Source organism: Pedobacter sp. 10L46_2, assembly GCF_056395165.1.
Genome location: NZ_JBFTIZ010000062.1, coordinates 4,971 through 22,830, shown reverse-complemented (window position 1 = coordinate 22,830; position 17,860 = coordinate 4,971). Strand labels below are relative to the sequence as shown.

Annotated in this window: 11 protein-coding genes and 1 pseudogene; 6 read left to right on the top strand and 6 right to left on the bottom strand. The window is 38.1% G+C overall.

Annotated features, from left to right (window positions below; all coding sequences use genetic code 11):
* Positions 1–117 precede the first annotated feature (117 nt).
* From topB to AC1DDX_RS09050, 6 genes and pseudogenes are all read right to left on the bottom strand, one after another.
* Positions 118–2,016, bottom strand: coding sequence for a DNA topoisomerase III (gene topB / locus AC1DDX_RS09075; RefSeq protein ID WP_477621973.1), 1,899 nt, complete (start codon positions 2,014–2,016; stop codon positions 118–120).
* A pseudogene (locus AC1DDX_RS09070) lies at positions 1,990–2,718 on the bottom strand (histone deacetylase family protein); the annotation flags it as partial. The gene topB and the pseudogene AC1DDX_RS09070, both read right to left, overlap by 27 nt.
* Positions 2,719–2,782: 64 nt before the next feature.
* Positions 2,783–3,643: a bestrophin family protein gene (locus AC1DDX_RS09065; RefSeq protein WP_172663198.1), complete on the bottom strand. Its 861-nt coding sequence runs from the start codon at positions 3,641–3,643 to the stop codon at positions 2,783–2,785.
* Between the two features lie 20 nt (positions 3,644–3,663).
* Complete coding sequence (kynU, locus tag AC1DDX_RS09060) at positions 3,664–4,950, bottom strand: kynureninase (RefSeq protein WP_337714828.1); 1,287 nt, start codon at positions 4,948–4,950, stop codon at positions 3,664–3,666.
* Positions 4,951–5,042: 92 nt separating this feature from the next.
* Entirely contained in the window at positions 5,043–5,648 is a 606-nt protein-coding gene (locus AC1DDX_RS09055; protein WP_172663200.1) for a DNA-3-methyladenine glycosylase, read from the bottom strand.
* The gene (locus tag AC1DDX_RS09050; protein WP_172663201.1) at positions 5,641–6,117 is read right to left on the bottom strand and encodes a GAF domain-containing protein; all 477 of its coding nucleotides are present in this window, start codon (positions 6,115–6,117) and stop codon (positions 5,641–5,643) included. The genes AC1DDX_RS09055 and AC1DDX_RS09050 overlap by 8 nt, the downstream gene beginning before the upstream one ends.
* Before the next feature lie 121 nt (positions 6,118–6,238).
* Here AC1DDX_RS09050 and AC1DDX_RS09045 point away from each other — a divergent pair, with 121 nt between their 5' ends.
* From AC1DDX_RS09045 to AC1DDX_RS09020, 6 genes are all read left to right on the top strand, one after another.
* Complete coding sequence (locus AC1DDX_RS09045; protein ID WP_172663202.1) at positions 6,239–8,407, top strand: S46 family peptidase; 2,169 nt, start codon at positions 6,239–6,241, stop codon at positions 8,405–8,407.
* Positions 8,408–8,515: 108 nt separating this feature from the next.
* Positions 8,516–8,767, top strand: coding sequence for a hypothetical protein (locus AC1DDX_RS09040; protein WP_288883310.1), 252 nt, complete (start codon positions 8,516–8,518; stop codon positions 8,765–8,767).
* A 319-nt stretch (positions 8,768–9,086) separates the two neighbouring features.
* Complete coding sequence (locus tag AC1DDX_RS09035) at positions 9,087–9,650, top strand: hypothetical protein (protein WP_172663204.1); 564 nt, start codon at positions 9,087–9,089, stop codon at positions 9,648–9,650.
* A 316-nt stretch (positions 9,651–9,966) separates the two neighbouring features.
* Complete coding sequence (locus tag AC1DDX_RS09030) at positions 9,967–10,128, top strand: hypothetical protein (protein ID WP_232325457.1); 162 nt, start codon at positions 9,967–9,969, stop codon at positions 10,126–10,128.
* A 394-nt stretch (positions 10,129–10,522) separates the two neighbouring features.
* The gene (locus AC1DDX_RS09025; protein WP_337714830.1) at positions 10,523–17,119 is read left to right on the top strand and encodes an amino acid adenylation domain-containing protein; all 6,597 of its coding nucleotides are present in this window, start codon (positions 10,523–10,525) and stop codon (positions 17,117–17,119) included.
* A gap of 11 nt (positions 17,120–17,130) precedes the next feature.
* Positions 17,131–17,860 (top strand): condensation domain-containing protein (locus AC1DDX_RS09020; RefSeq protein WP_477621972.1); only part of this gene is annotated, 730 nt, incomplete at its 3' end.

Sequence of the window (17,860 nt, the reverse complement as noted above, 5' to 3'; positions counted from 1 at the left end):
GTTAAGCACCCAAACTGTAAACAGCACAAACACAGCAATAAAAATCAGTATGGAATACATAATCTTCTTTTCATATGGTTAATGTAAGCGAATATACTTACAAAAAATTCTGATCTCTTAACTTACTTTCTCTTCCGGCTTCTCGTCTTTTGCGAACTTTTCTGCCAGTCCCATTCCCGATTGTAACAACTCGTTCGTAATAGTCCTGGTATAATCAGTAATTTCAGCTTTAAAATCAGCTACCGACGCGCCTGAGCGGATTTCCTCCAATCTCTTTTCCCACTGTCCGGTTAATTCTGCTTGTGCAATTTTCTGATCTTTTACCACATCATAAACCGCTAAGCCTTTAGTTGTAGGAACAAGGTTTCTTTTTTCCCTAACAATATATTCACGGTTAATCAAGGTTTCAATAATAGCAGCCCTGGTAGCGGGAGTTCCCAATCCGCTGTCTTTCATTGCATACCTCAATTCTTCATCCTCTATATCTTTTCCTGAGGTTTCAAGGGCTTTTAATAAGGACGCTTCATTATACAGCGGTTTAGGCTTTGTTTGCTTCTCAAGTAAAGCCTTATTTACAATGGGAAGCTCTTCGCCTGCCTTTACTTTCGGTAATGATGGATTTTCTTCATCCTTCTTTTCGTCATCCGATTCATTAAATACCGATCTCCAGCCAGCAGAACGAATTACTGTTCCATTTGCCATAAAAACTGATCCGGCTTCAATTGTTATCTTTGTAATTTCTTTTACGCATTCCTGGTGGAACGCTTCAAGCATCCGGCCAACTACCATATCATAAATGGCCTGTTTATCGCCACTCAATTGATAAGGAGATTCTCCTGTAGGCAAAATAGCATGGTGATCCGTTACCTTCTTTGCATTTACACTTCTCTTATTCAAAGGTGCCGTTTGTAGAAAATCGGCCTGTTTCCCAAAATCCTTATGCACCTTCAGCTTATCTATCAGGTTAGGAACACCAGCAAAAACATCATCACCGATATACCTGCTCCCTGTACGGGGATATGTAACCAATTTACTTTCATATAAGCCCTGCAACAAGTTCAGCGTCTGATCTGCTGTAAACCCTTTGCGTTTGTTGGCTTCTTGCTGTAAGCTACTTAAATCATGTAATAAGGGAGGTGGTTCTTTTCTTGGTTTTGCTTCTACAGTTAAGATCTTACCCCCATTTGGAAAACCAGATGCAACGTCCTCAATTTTTGCGAACAATTCTTCTGCTTCCTCCTTCTTATCAAAGTTATTTACGGAAATTGCTTTAAACAGCTGACCATCCTTGTCTAACTGTATGGCAAGCTGATAATATAGTTGCGGCACAAAATGCTTAATTTCCAGAAAGCGGGAGCAGATCATTGCTAAAGTAGGTGTTTGAACCCTTCCCAATGAGAGCACCGACCGCGCTCCTGCCGATATACTAAGTGCCTGGGTTGCATTCATTCCTACCAGCCAATCTGATTCAGATCTGCAATGTGCCGAATTAAAAAGTGTATCATAATCTGTTCCCGGCTTTAGATTTCTAAAACCTTCCTTAATCGCTTCGTCAGTTTGCGACGAGATCCACAGCCTTTTGAAGGGTTTTTTACATTTCAAAAAATAGTAGATATAACGGAAAATAAGCTCACCTTCCCGCCCGGCATCCGTTGCCACAATGATCTCGGTAGCTTCATCAAACAATTTCTTAATGATGTCCAGCTGTTTCCTAACGCCCGGATCTTCCACCAACCCATCCTTGGTTTTTATTTTTCTAATACCAAGCTTAAATTTTTTAGGCAGCATTGGTAAATGTTGCCTCCTCCATCCAATAAAACCATACTCTTGAGGAGGAGCCAATTGAAGCAAATGCCCAAATGCCCAGGTAAAAGAATATCCCTTACCCTCTATATAGCCGTCTTTTTTTGTAGTAGCGCCGAAGACTTTAGCCAACTCACGAGCCACTGAAGGCTTTTCTGCAATAACAATCACCTGAACGGGTAAATTATTGTCTTTACAAAACTGCAATACCATCCTGTCTCTTTCCATACAAGCCGCTTTTGATAAAGCCAGCTTACCTAACTTATCGCTTCTAAGTACATCTACTCCTGATAAGTAAAATACAAAATCAGGTTTATGTTTTAGCAGCGCGGGCAAACGTGATTTTAATTTACTTAAATACAATTCGTCTTCAATTCCATCCTCCAATGCTATATCTAAATCAGATTGCTCTTTTCTAAATGGGAAATTTTTGTCGCCATGCATAGAAAATGTAAATACACGCGGCTCACCATAAAAGATCTCTGCTGTACCATTTCCCTGGTGAACATCTAAATCTACAATTAAGATCCGATTAGCTAAGCCATTATTCAGCAAATAATTGGCCGCGATAGCCTGGTCGTTCAACAAACAAAACCCCTCGCCCCAATTGCTCCCGGCATGATGTGTACCACCTGCAACATTAAAAGCTGTACCAAACTGCTTTGCATAAATGGCACCATCTATCGTTCCCTGGGCAATTCTCACCTCGCGCTCTACCAACTGTGCTGTTAAAGGAAACCCAATCCTTCGCTGTTCCTTTGCAGGAAGCGTTAAATCCCTTAGCTTCTCCCAATACTCTTCCTTATGCGTCAGCAAAATCACCTCTTCACTTACTTTATCAGGAGCAAAAAGGTTCTTACTAGTTATAAATCCCTGGTGTAATAACTGCTCGGGGATCAACTCATACTTAAGCATTGGGAAACGATGCCCCTCTGGTAAAGGATGTGCAAATAAAGGATGCCAGGCAATTTTAACCATCTTATCGCAATATTTGCTCTACATGCTTTTCAATGTTATTACAAATCTCGTCAACAGGCAAATCATTTGCATCAGATCCAAAAGGGTTCTCAATCTCTTCTGCAATGAGCTCCAAACTGGCCAGTACATACAGTATAAATGGCACAATAGGAACCACAAAGTAACCTAAGCTAAACACCCATCCAAATGGCAAAGTAATTACATATATGAAAATGAATTTCTTAATGAAAGCACTATAAGAATACGGAATAGGTGTATTCTTAATTCGCTCACAGCCACCACATATATCAGTAAACTGCTGAACATCTGCATTAAGTATAATTAACTGCTCCTGACTGATAGTTCCTGCTGCCTGCAACTCAAAAACTTTAGATGAAATACTGGCCGCTACCTGATTAGGAATGTGCTTCCCACCATCAACCTCAATAAGGAAACTGTTTTTTCCGAAATACTGTTTTTCCCTCAAATGCTCTTTTAAAGCAAAGGCATACTTCGGAATTCCATATTCAAAAAACTCTACATGTTCTTCTTTTAGTTTTAACGACTTAATCTTTATTGCAAAATTACGACTCACATTGGTTAGTGCGCCCAGAAGCCTCCTACCTTCCCACCACCTGTCGTAAGAAGTATTGGTTCTAAATACCAATAACATAGAGATTACAAAACCCAGCAGGTTGTGCATCATTCCTATATTTTTAACATAGGTAGTTTCTGCCAGTTTCAGATAGTTAAGTTCTAAAAAGGCGATTATAGCCGAAAAAATGGCTACGCTAATCATTAGTGGCCACAATTTCCGAATTGTATCCGCCTTATGGACATGAAAGATAAAAGTGAACCAGTCTTTTGGATTATAGTTTATCATATTAAATCTCTTAAATAGTACTAAATAATACCTTTAGCAATCTGAAGTAAAAGTTCGCCCGTACGAAATACATCTTCAAATGAATTATATAAAGGAACCGGACTCAGTCTGATTACATTAGGTTCCCTCCAATCGCCCAGAACATTATTTGCTGTTAATTTCTCAAAAATCTCTTTTCCATTCTGTTTTGCAATAATAGATACCTGAGCGCCACGATCGTTTTCACTTAGAGGGGTTATAATTTCAAATTGCTCAAACCCCAATACCATATTAACCTGATCTATAATATAAAACAAATAAGAAGTTAAAGTTTTACTTTTAACTCTTAATGGCTCAATAAACCCTGCTTTTTCGAAAATTTGCAATGAGGCAAAATACAATGTCATAGGCATTACCTGAGTGCAGCTCACCTGCCACCCATCTGCACTTGCTTCTGGCAAAAAGCCCTTTTCCATTTTAAATCGCTGCGCTTCCTGATATCCCCACCATCCTGCAAAGCGATTCAGTGTGGTATCTGTAAAATGCTTTTCATGAACAAAAATGCCACTTATTCCACCTGGTCCTGAGTTCTGATATTTATAAGAACACCAACAGGCAAAGTCGATATCCCAATCGTGTAATTTTAATGGAACATTACCTGCAGCATGTGCCAGATCAAAGCCTACAATAGCCCCTTTAGCATGCCCTGCCTTGGTTATGGCTTCCATATCGAACCATTGCCCGGTAAAGTAATTTACCCCTCCAAATAAAACTAATGCTACTTCATCGCCATGTTCGTTAATCTGTGTTAAAATATCTTCTGTTCTTAATGTATATTCACCTACTCTTGGGGCCACCTCAATAATCGCTTCTTTAGGATCATACCCGTGAAATCGAACCTGGCTTTCAACTGCATATTGGTCTGACGGAAAGGCACCTGCCTCCATGATGATCTTGAATCTACCTTTAACGGGTTTATAAAAACTTACCATCAATAAGTGCAAATTAACCGTTAAGGTATTCATCGGACAAACCTCTTTAGCGCTTGCTCCAACCAATGGTGCCATCAGTTTTTTCAGCTCTTTATGATAGAACATCCACGGATTATCACCTTCAAACCAACCCTCTACAGCCAGATTATGCCAGTTGTTTAACTGCTCATCAACTACCTTACGTACAGCTTTAGGTTGCAATCCTAAAGAATTACCACACAGATAAATAAATGGTTTTCCATTTTGTTGCGGAAATAAGAAATCATGCCTAAAACTACTAAGCGGATCTGCCTGATCTAGGCTTTGAGCAAAGGCCAAATTGTTCTCAAAATTCATCGATTCAAATATCAATAAAAAAGGCAGATAAATAAATCACCTGCATCATTTGTTATCAACAATAATGGTTTTACCTACTATAAAAATCAGTTTTATTTGTTGGGTTTGCTCACAAATTTATTCCCCCTGATGTAATATCTCCAGGGAAGCAAAGCATGATCTTCGGCATAATCAACACCAACTCTTGCTGATGAAACGATCTGATCACCAGGAAAAACAATTCCTTTATCTTCAATCCATATCTCATCTCCCAATAGATCTTTTGCATTTAAGCCTTTATCTATCCCCATCGCTTTTGAAAGTGCTCCCGGACCTGCAGTAATATTAGGCTTTAATATTACCATATTCCTCCTCCTAAGCATTATATCTATTCCCTTTACAGGTTCAATCCCTCTAATTAAAACAGCATGTGGCGTCCCTTTTGGTGCGGTAACAACATTAAAAAGATGATGAATGCCATAACAGAGATAAACATAGGACAAGCCACCCTCTTCATAAATAACCTGAGTGCGGTTTGTAAAGCGCCCTCCATACGCATGAGACGCTTTATCATCTATTCCTTTATAAGCTTCTGTTTCAACTATAACTCCAGCAGTCAATTCGCCATCAATTCGGGTAAACAACATCTTACCAAGCAACTGTACAGCAAGATCATTTACGTCGGTATTTTGATAAAAAGAATAGGCTAATTTAGGCATCTATTAAATTAACTATTTCCTTTAGATACTTAGCATCAATATCATCAAAATGAGAAAGATATTCACTATCTACATCTAACACTCCTATAATTTCATTATTGCTAAAAACGGGCAAAACAATTTCTGATCTTGACGCAGAAGCACAAGCAATATGACCAGGAAACGCATCCACATCCGGCACTACCAAAGTCTCTGCCTGTTCCCATGAAGCACCACAAACACCTTTACCTTTTTTTATTCTGGTACAAGCTACAGGGCCCTGAAAAGGCCCAAGCACCAACTCGTCACCTTTTACCAGATAAAAACCAACCCAAAACCACTTAAACTGTTCTTTTAAAGCTGCCGAAATATTAGCCAGGTTAGCAATCTGATCGTCTTCTCCACTTATCAAAGCCTTGATTTGCGGAATCAAAGAGCGGTATTGCTCCTCCTTACTTATATCGGTTATTATGTGTAAATCCTCTGCCATTTTAATCTATGTAAATGAATTGCAAAAATACAAAACCACGCAGTCAATACTGCCATCTATGGGTAAAAGCATAATTAAAATCCCTAAATTTGCGATTTTAACTATCATATTAATCATAAAGATGAATAAGAAAACCTTAATTATCACTTCACTCCTTACGCTCGGAATAATCCAATCGGGTTATAAGCCATGGGAAGAAGGAATGTTCCCATTAAGTGAAATCCATAAACTTGACTTAAAAAAGGCTGGTTTAAAAATTGACCAAAACAACATATATAACCCAAAAGGCACCAGCCTGGTTGATGCACTTGTAAATGTTGGTGGCTGCACTGGATCTTTCGTTTCAAATGAAGGCTTAATCATCACCAACCACCACTGCGCCTTCAGCGCGGTACAACTCGCCAGCACCGCAGAACATGATTACCTGACAAACGGATTTGTTGCCAAAACACATGAACAGGAAATTGAAGCAAAAGGACTAACATGCCGCATAACTGACAGTTATGAAGATGTATCTGATCGCGTTTTAGGAGCTGTAGCACAGATAGAAGATCCTGCCTCCCGATTAAAAATAATCGATGATGTAATGAAAAACATCGTTATCGAAGCAGAAAAGAAAGACCCAAGTATTAAAGCAGAGGTATCCGAAATGTTTATCGGAAAAACCTATGTACTATTCCGCTACAAAACCATTCAGGATGTCAGACTTGTATATGTACCTAACAGACAAATCGGCGAATTTGGAGGCGAAACGGACAATTGGGTATGGCCTCGTCATACCGGAGATTTCTCTTTTATGCGTGCTTACGTAGCACCTGATGGCTCTCCCGCCAAATTCTCTAAAGACAATGTACCTTACACACCTAAAAAATTCTTAAAAGTAAACCCCAAAGGCACTAACGAGGAGGATTTTGTTTTCATCTTAGGATATCCTGGAAAAACATTCCGCCATCGTCCGGCTGCATTTATAGAGTATCAGGAAAAATTTCTACTCCCTTATGTATCCAACCTATATGATTTCCAAAATTCAACAATGGAAACTATTGGCAAAAAGGACAAGACTACTGAAATTAAACTGGCAACACGCATAAAAAGAAACGCTAATGTTTTAAAGAACTATAGAGGCAAACTACAGGGACTAAAAGGGATAGATCTAATTTCAAAAAAGAAAAAGGAAGAAGAAGCCCTTATCCAGTTCATCAACAACAATGTTAATGCTAAAGCAAAATACGGAAACCTGATGTCCGACATAGACAATCTGTATAAACTTATCAATACTGATGCCCAGCGTGATCTTTGGCTTACACAGATTTATACTTCAACAAACCTTTTAACGGTTGCTAAAAACATAAACGCGTTCAAAAACGCTCTTAAAGCTCAGCCCGCAGCTCAAAAGCAAGAGTTTTTTGATCAAAACATCCAAAAACTTAAGCAAACATTATCAAGCACCTACGAATCATATGACATAGACGCAGATAGAAAGATATTCAAAAGAATGCTTGAAGACGCTTCTCGGTTCAGCCCAATCCAAAAGGTAACTGCCGTTAACAAAATCACTAGTAAAGGTGCAAATAGCAATGATGTTATTGATCAATATGTAGAAAGTCTTTTTGAAGTAAGCAAGCTAAAAGAAGTCAATTATGTTTTAAACGTATTACTTCAATCTCCAAAATCTATTTCTACATATAATGATGGACTACTTCTCTTTGAAGATGATATCGCAAAACAAATCAATGAGTTAAAACCTGAAAAAGACCGCAGAGATGGACTATTAAATAAGCTTATGGGCGACTATGTAAACATCAAAGAGAAGTTCTTAAACAAAGACTTCATTCCTGATGCGAACAGCACTCTCAGGTTAACCTACGGCTATGTTAAAGGCTATTGGCCGGCCGATGCCTCATACATGAGGCCATATACCACAATAAAAGGAATACTTGAAAAAGGTGCTACAGGGAATCCTGAATTTGCTTACCCAGAGCAAATCAAAACACTTTGGAACGCCAAAGATTTTGGTCCATATGCAAAGAAAGACCTTAACGACGTCCCAGTTTCCTTTCTTTACAACATGGACACTACTGGCGGAAACTCAGGCTCTCCTATCATGAATGCCTATGGCGAGCTGGTAGGCGTAAATTTTGACCGTGCATTCGGAGCAACAATAAACGATTATGCATGGAATGATAGCTACAGCAGATCAATTGGCGTAGACATCCGTTATGTACTATGGGTTGCTTCAAAAATTGACAAAGCCGATTTTCTTATAAAAGAAATGGGCGTTAAACTTTAATCTACAGACTCGTAAAATAACCATCATAAAAAGTCGCCCGATAAAATGAAAGGCGGCTTTTTCTTCCAATACAAAATCAAATTTCTTACTTAATAAATTACAGAAAGCATGAGAGTAATAGCAGAACTTCCACATCCAGAATGCAAGATCACCTTATTTAACATGAACCAAAAATACATCATCAAATTCGAGCAGGGAACCCTCGAACAAAGTTATAAATTGTCAGAACTCGACCTCAGTGGAGGAGGGGCAAACGAGATCTTTCAAATCTTGGATGAAGCCTTTATTGCCACTGTAGTTGAACGATTTAAGAGTATGAGAAGTGATTTTTCGGCTGCGTACAATAGACAGCAGTACTAGTACACCAAAGCCAACATAACTAACTGTATTACAGATAAATTGACAAACAAACAGAATATTATTCTGCATTTTATCACCCTCAAACCACCTCAAACATCTGCTTAAATAACCAAAAACTTAAACAAAATACACGTAATAATTCTGTTTTACAGATACTTAAATAAACACACAATATAATATTCTGTGGTTAAAAATCGCCAAATATATGAGAAGTTTAGCAAAAAAATAGCTTTTGAGACTCGCCGCTCTCCAAACAATTAATTGGTGGTATGGAGAATAATGTGAACCTTTGTGAAGATGAAAAATCAAATTAAAGTATATGAGAACTAAAATTAATACTTTGCTGGCATCCGCTCTAATAATTGCAACGGTACTTCTATCTTGCAATAACATTAAAGAATCCATCGAACGTGATCTTTTCATTACCCCTGCCGAGGGCATATCTTTTACGATACCAAAGATCACAAGTACCGAATCCGGAACAATCCTTGGAAACCTCAATGTGAAAAACTTTAATCTCGATTCTTTGATCAATAAAGAATCATCAAAATTCGGATTAGGTAATGTAAAAAACATACGCATCAAAGAATTCAACTTAGAACTTTTGGATGCAGATAGTTTAAATAACATTCAAAACATAGAAAACATAATTGTCAAACTGCAAGCATCCGGACAAGCAGACCAATCAATTGCTACAGTAAACCCTCCAAATACTCGAGCCACTAAACTTAGCATTCCAATAACATCCGGAAGTTCAGATGTCAGAACCTTCCTTACCTCCTCTTCATTCACCTATAATCTTTCAGCTAAATTAAGAACGGCTACTACTAAGGAATTAAAGGCACGCGTTAAAGTAACCTATGCCATTAGGGTTGGTTTATAAAAAATATAGTTATGGTTTAACTTCCCGTTAAGCATCTAGTTGTTTCAAATATTGATTCTTAACCAGAAATTTAGTATATTTGCACAAACGGGATATCATTATACTATTCTCTTAATATTTACTTGCCAATCAAACCTTTTGATTGGGTTTCAATTCCTCCTGGCTACTGGTCCGTTGTCGCCCGAGAATTAATTATATTAAGCCATATTAACAGTAAACAGCAATAAGTTTACATGTTTGGCAAACAGGTAAAACCAGAGGAGAGTTATTTTTTAACTAATACATTGAATTTATGGCTAAATCTCAGGCTACCTTCATGAAGAAGCAACTAGAAAAAAACAGACAAAAGAAAAAAGAAGATAAAGAGCAGCGTAAACTTGAACGTCAACAGAATTCCTCTGGTGGTGATCTTGAAAGCATGATGGCCTATGTTAACGAGTGGGGAGAAATTGTATCCACTCCGCCAGAGAAAAAATAATTTAGCCTTTAAAGCTAAAATCTCCAAAAGGATTCTTATTGTTTCAATAAGGGTCTTTTTTTTGCGACATTATTTCATTGTCATCTCACCTTGTGTCCGGGTTTGGAAATGGTTCGGTTCAGGTTAGGCAACACCAGGTGTTACACAGGGGTTACATAGGTGTATTACAGGTATGATGCAGATCCGTACCCCAACGAAAGGGGTCTCATGGGCATCTGATATCCGCGTATCAGAGAAAGAGCTAAGCAAGCTGAACCGAACAATTTAGTTCTGATTCTTCTTCAATAATCTCCCTATTAAAACATACAATGAACCCAAATGAAATGAAAGTTAATAAAAAGGAATAACTTTTGCAAGTAAGCATATGTCAGGTTAATTTATTCAATCCTCTCAAATGTTTACAGACCAAATATTAATTACCCAAAACAAGTTAACGGTTCATCAGTTATTTAATATTGCAGCTCTGGATTTTCCAGAGATTATTGCCGTGGTTTTTGGCGAAAAGTCCATTACCTACCGTGAATTAAATAACAGAGCTGAGAATTTAGCAAACGTTATTTTAAATCAAGCTTTTGATCAGGAAATTATAGGATTAAGTGCAACCCGCTCTATAGAAATGATTATTGGATTATTAGCAATCCTAAAAGCAGGAAAAACCTATTTGCCATTAGATTCTAGCTACCCAGAAAACAGGTTATTACAGATTAAAGAAGATTCTGGAGTAAGTACATGTATTTCGTTGTTAAACGAATTCAATGTCTTTACTGACCTTGGGCTTTATCCTATAGCTTCAGATAAATCATACCTTGATACGGTTAACAATGACAATTTCCAACAATCTGAAAATGGATGCATTCTTTATACATCAGGCTCTACCGGAAAACCAAAGGGAGTATGTATCAGTCATAAAAGCCTGATTAATTTTTTACAATGGCAAAATGATCATGCGCTTAATGGCAAAGGCATCAATGCGTTACAGTTTTGCCATCTCAGTTTTGACGCTTCATTTCAAGAAATCTTTGTGCCGTTAACAACAGGTGCTACTCTTTACCTTATTAATGACGATTATAGACTTGATGGCACAAAACTTTTAGATTTTATCATCGCAAACAAGATAAATAAAGCCTTTTTACCTTATGTTACGCTTCAATATTTAACAGAAGCTGCTGTCAAAGAACAGCGATTTCCAGCTAATTTAAAGGAGTTAATAACTGGTGGCGAACTACTTAAAATCACCCCTAATATAAATGAATTCTTTTCTTCTATTTCCAATTCATGTTTGGTAAATGTGTACGGCCCAACCGAAACAACCATATGGGTAACCGAATTAAAACTTAAAGGTAACCCCAATAATTGGGCATCAATACCCACAATTGGGGAAACAATAGCACAGTCATCTATTTATTTTATTGATGAAAAATTAACCTTTCTTGAAAATGGAGAAATTGGTGAAATATGCATTTCAGGTCCCTGCCTGTCAAATGGATATTTTCATCAGCCAGACCTAACAAATGAGAAATTCATTGAACTTAACCATTCAACACTTGGACAAATTAAAGTCTATAGAACCGGAGATCTCGGTAGGCTTTTAGACAATGGAGAAATAGAGTTTAAGGGCCGGAAAGATGGGCAAATTAAGATCAGAGGCAACAGGGTTGAACTAGGCGAAATTGAAGTTGCCCTGATGAAAGAAGAAAGCGTTAACCAGGCCGTGGTGATATTAAGAGAAGACTACCCCGGCAGAAAAGCGCTGATAGCCTATTTGACAGGAAATAAGGCCACAGGAGACAGCAATAAGGTTAGACACCATATAAGTAACCTCCTGCCGGATTATATGATCCCATCCGGCTTTGTTTGGCTCGAAGAGCTTCCTAAAACTACAAGTGGAAAAGTAGACAGGAAAGCACTACCAAAACCAGATCTTAAAAGGCCTGAACTAAACACGCTTTATAAAAGCCCAAAAACAAAGCTTGAGAAAGACATTATTGGTCTATTCATCGATATATTTCAATATGATAAAATCGGAATTGACGATAATTTTTTTGAGCTTGGGGGCAATTCGCTTCTTGCTCAAAAAACAGTAGCAGAGTTAAAGTACCAATTCAATTGTCATTTACCTATCACCAGATTATACCAATATCCTACTGCCGCAGGGATGGCCGATTTTCTTGAAAACAAGGCCCCTGAACAGACTACCTTCGTTAAAGAAAGTAAGCATAAAGATACCTCTCATGATATAGCTATAATAGGAATGGCAGGTAGATTTCCAGGGGCCGAAACTATTGACGACTTATGGGATCTACTTATCGAAGGTAAAGAAACCACCAAATTTTTCAGTAATGAAGAACTAGACATCAGCATTCCCGACCGCCTAAAAAATGATAAGGCATATGTTAAAGCGAGAGGGATAATTAAAGATGCGGAAAAATTTGATCCTGCCTTTTTTGGAATTAATCCGAAACTGGCAGATTTGATGGATCCGCAGCAAAGAATATTCTTAGAGATAGCTTGGGAAGTATTGGAAAAAACGGGGCATTTATTCCCTGTTTATTCTAAAAAAGTCGCCATTTATGCAGGTAGTGGAAGTAATACTTATTATGTAAACAATTTATTACAATATCCCGATTTAATAGAAAACATTGGAAGCCTGCAAGTACTTACAGTAAACGAAAAAGATTATATTGCTTCGAGAACGGCTTATCATTTAAACCTAAAGGGACAGGCTGTTAGTGTAAACTCTGCCTGTTCAACCTCGTTACTTGCGGTGGCAGAAGCGGTAAAAAGCCTTCGTTCCGGTTATTGTGATGCAGCTATCGCTGGGGCCTCCAGCATCACCTCTCCTATTAACAGCGGACACATTTATCAGGAAGGTAGCATGTTGAGTGCTGATGGCCATTGCCGTCCTTTTGACAATGATGCCACAGGAACTGTATTTAGTGACGGTGCCGGTGTTGTTCTACTCAAAAGATTAACAGACGCCAAACGTGATGGTGATGTTATTTATGGCGTTATTAAGGGTATTGGATTAAACAACGATGGTGCAGAAAAAGGAAGTTTTACAGCTCCCAACACTGAAGGCCAGGCAAATGCAATTAAAGAGGCAATAACAGATGCAGATATTGATGCTTCAGAAATCAGCTATATTGAAACACATGGCACCGGAACCCCAATTGGCGACCCAATTGAATTTGATGGATTGGTTAAAGCTTTTGGTCATCAGAGTAAAACTCAGTTTTGTGCTATAGGATCAATTAAGAGCAATTTCGGTCACCTTACGCAGGCCGCCGGCGTTACGGGCTTAATTAAAGCTTGCCTATCTCTACATCGCAAGAAAATACCCGCTTCTTTGGGATACAAACAGGGAAATAAGAACATCGACTTTCTAAACAGCCCTTTTTATGTTAACAATAGCCTGAGTGATTGGACATCTGAAACTAAAAGAATTGCGGGCGTAAGTTCATTTGGTGTTGGAGGTACAAATGTACATGTGATTGTTGAAGAATATGAAAATCTGGAATCAGAGTCATCAACCGGCAGGCCGTACGACTTAATTACCTGGTCGGCCAAATCAGAGAACAGCAGGGAACAATACGCATCCTCAATATCTAATTATGTAAAAAAGAATAAGAATACTAATCTTGCGGACATTGCTTATACTCTTCAAAAAACAAGGAACGACTTCTCTTATAGAAGATTTGCAGTTGTAAACAACATTGAATCTATTGTCAGCCAACTCAATTTGGAACTACCTAAAACAGGTACCACAAATAATCTTCGCGAAGTGCCTGAAGAAATTGTATTTACATTTCCAGGCCAAGGTGCGCAATACCTAAATATGGCTGCTGATCTATATAAGGACGAGCCAGTAGTTAGAGAAGCTATAGATTGCTGTGCCGAAATTCTTAAGCAATATATAGATCGTGACATTAGAGAGATCATATTTACCAATTCATCTAATGACGAAGCCGAACAACTATTAAAACAAACCAGATACACACAACCAGCACTTTTTGTAATTGAATACGCACTTGCCAGGCTGTGGATGAATTGGGGTATCACGCCTACGCTACTTTGCGGGCACAGCATTGGCGAGTATGTTGCAGCACACCTTTCGGGAGTCTTTTCATTAGAGGATGGGTTAAAACTAATTGCAGTTAGGGGGGCAATGGTTAATGCACTTCCTCCAGGATCTATGTTATCCGTAAGAAGCGAGTCAGATCAAATAGCCAGCTTCTTAAGCGAAGGACTATCTATCGCAGCAGTAAACAGCCCGAAACTTTGCGTAATAGCAGGTCCGGAAAATCAAATATTGGAATTCAGCAAACTACTTGATATTAAAGAGATCCCTAACAAACTACTCTTTACCAGCCATGCCTTCCATTCATCTATGATGGATCCAATAGTTGATGATTTTCAAAAAGTAGTTTCTGGAATCGCTCTATCTGCCCCTAAAACTCCAATTATATCAACAGCTACCGGCTCACTGCTAACCGATGAAGAGGCAATAAATCCACAATATTGGGCAAGCCATTTAAGAAACACGGTACAATTTTCTACAGCTATTGATACAATACTTACTTACAATTCTCCAATTTTTCTGGAGGTGGGTCCAGGATCGGTAACTACAACCCTTGTAAGGCAAATTGCTGCACTAAAATCAACTTCTGTAAGGGCTATGCAGAGCCTGGCAAATAATGAGAACGATTATTGCATTCTATTAAACACATTAGGTCAGCTTTGGAATTGTGGCCTGCAACCAAATTGGGATAATTTTTATAACGGTCAGCAAAGATTGTTATTAGATCTTCCAACCTATCAGTTTGATAGAAAGAAGCACTGGGTAGATGCAATTGCAATTAACAAATTAATACCCGAGGACAACAACTATAAACCAAACAACAACAACACTCTTGTAATGAAAAAAAATAACCTGGCAATAAAAATCAGACAAGTATTAGAAGATGCATCTGGAATTGAAATGCAAAATGTTGCCGCCAATCAAAACTTCGTTGAAATAGGATTAGATTCTTTATTACTTACTCAAATCGCAATCTCTTTGAAAAGAGAGTTTAATTTGCCTGTTACATTTAGGAAATTAAATGAAGAATATCCAACTATTGAATCGTTGACTGATTACATAGATAAAAACACCGTTCAGGAAACCCCTGCTCCAATACAAAACAATACGCCAGTTCGTAATGGAAGTAATCATCAGGTTGTTGCACCTGTTTCATTTGGAAACGCTAACGACTACAACAATTCCGCACTGGGACTTATCGCTCAGCAGTTAGAAATCTTATCTAAACAGGTTTTGCTAATGAATGGGAATAATTCTATAGCGCCCCCTACTGCAATAGAATCACCAAAGCCTAAACAACAAGAAGAATCTGAACTAACCCTTCAAGAAAAATCTGAAATTCAAAAACCGTTTGGAGCTACGCCCAAAATAGATCGGCAATCAACAGAACTTAATATAAATCAGTTGAGCTTTCTCAAAAACTTAATTGAAAGTTATAATCAGAGAACATTTAAAAGCAAAAAATATGCGGAGGAAAGCCGGAATTACATGGCCGACCCAAGGGTTGTTTCTGGCTTTAAACCCTTAACAAAAGAGCTCATATACCCTATTGTAATAAATAAATCGAGTGGTAGTAAAATGTGGGATCTGGACGGTAATGAATACATTGATGTATTGAATGGGTTTGGTTCCAACTTACTTGGTTACCAACCAGATGTTATCAAAAAAGCAATGCACGATCAAATTGAAAGCGGATATGAGGTGGGCCCACAGCACGAGCTTGCAGCCGAAGTGAGTAAATTAGTATGTGAATTTACCGGATTTGATAGATCAGCGCTTTGCAGCACTGGATCTGAAGCAGTACTCGGCTGTATTAGAATTGCCAGAACCGTTACAGGCAGATCGTTGATTGTCGCCTTTACAGGATCATATCATGGTATTATTGACGAGGTATTGGTTAGGGGAACCAAGAAATTAAAATCATTTCCGGCAGCGGCCGGCATAATGCCCGATGCAGTTAAAAATATACTTGTGCTCGATTACGGAACAGAAGAAGCTTTGGCTATAATTAAAGAGAGAGCAGATGAGATCGCTGCAGTCCTTATTGAGCCGATACAAAGCAGACGTCCCGAGTTTGTACCAATAGATTTTGTTAAAGAAGTAAGAAAAATCACCTCTGCCAGCGGATCAGCTTTAATATTTGATGAGGTAATCACGGGTTTCAGGATGCATCCTGGCGGTGCACAGGCTTTGTTTAATGTCCGTGCAGACCTTGCGTCTTACGGCAAGGTTGTTGGCGCAGGTATTCCTATTGGGGTGATTGCCGGAAAAAAAGAATTTATGGATGCGCTTGATGGAGGCACCTGGAATTATGGAGATGGTTCATATCCAGAAGTAGGTGTAACTTACTTTGCAGGAACATTTGTTCGTCACCCTTTAGCTTTGGCTTCCGCAAAAGCATCTTTAATATACATGAAAGAAAAGGGACCAAAATTACAACAAGAGCTAAATGAAAAAGGAAACTATATTGCTAAAACACTTAATAAGGAAATAGAAAAAAGACAGCTGCCTTTCTTTATTGCCAATTATGGATCCTTATGGAAGGTTAAATTCCACGAGGAAATTCCTTATAGCGAATTAATGTTTACCTTAATGAGGCAAAAGGGCATCCATATACTTGATGGTTTCCCATGTTTCGTAACAGAAGCAACCTCGCATGCTGATATTGAACAATTGATTAATTGCTTTATAGAGAGTATGGATGAAATGATTAATGCCGGTTTCTTTTTGAACAGAGCTGTTACTGAGACCAATTCAAAAACATATTCAAAATTCAGCACAGATAAAATCGTGATCAATGCCGATAATCCTCCTGTAAGAGGTGCCAGACTGGGAAAGGATGTTGAAGGAAATCCGGCATGGTTCATTAAAGATGAACAGAATAAAGATCAGTATTTACAGATACGTTTCTAACGCCGTTACTAATGAATAAAGATTTTGAATACGTTGCTGTAGATTTTAATCCTTTCGGTGAAAATGAGATTGAAAAAGTAACAATTACTAATGAACCGCAAAGAGAACTATGGCTATCCTGTATTTTAGGTGGTGATGAAGCTAGTCTGGCCTATAATGAGTCTGTTTCTCTTGAGTTAAGAGGTGTTTTTTATCAGGAGGCATTTAAAAAAGCCATCGATAGCTTAATTGCCAGACACGAAGCATTAAGATCTACTGTCAGTAAAAATGGAGAAAACTTAATAATATATAAAGAACTCTCGTTTTCAATCATTACGGATGATTTAACCGGTATTGACTTAGATAAAAGATTGAACAATTTTCATGAGTTTGTCCAAAAGGAAATGGCTACTCCTTTTGATCTTTATGAAGGTCCATTATTTAGAATATACCTGCACAAGATTGAAGAAAATGTTCATTACTTTACGCTCATAATACACCACATTATTGGCGATGGCTGGTCAATTGGAATTATTCTGGAAGACTTAAGTAAAATGTATAATTCCTATGTACATGACACTTTTCCTCAATTAGAACCTGCAGAACAAATCAGTGATTATACCTTACAACAGATTAACTTTACAAATAGCAGTGAATATATTGAAACCCAGAATTTCTGGATCAATAAGTATAAGCATAATGTTCCTACACTTAATTTACCAATAGATTACACACGGCCTTCAGTTCGGACTTATACTGGTC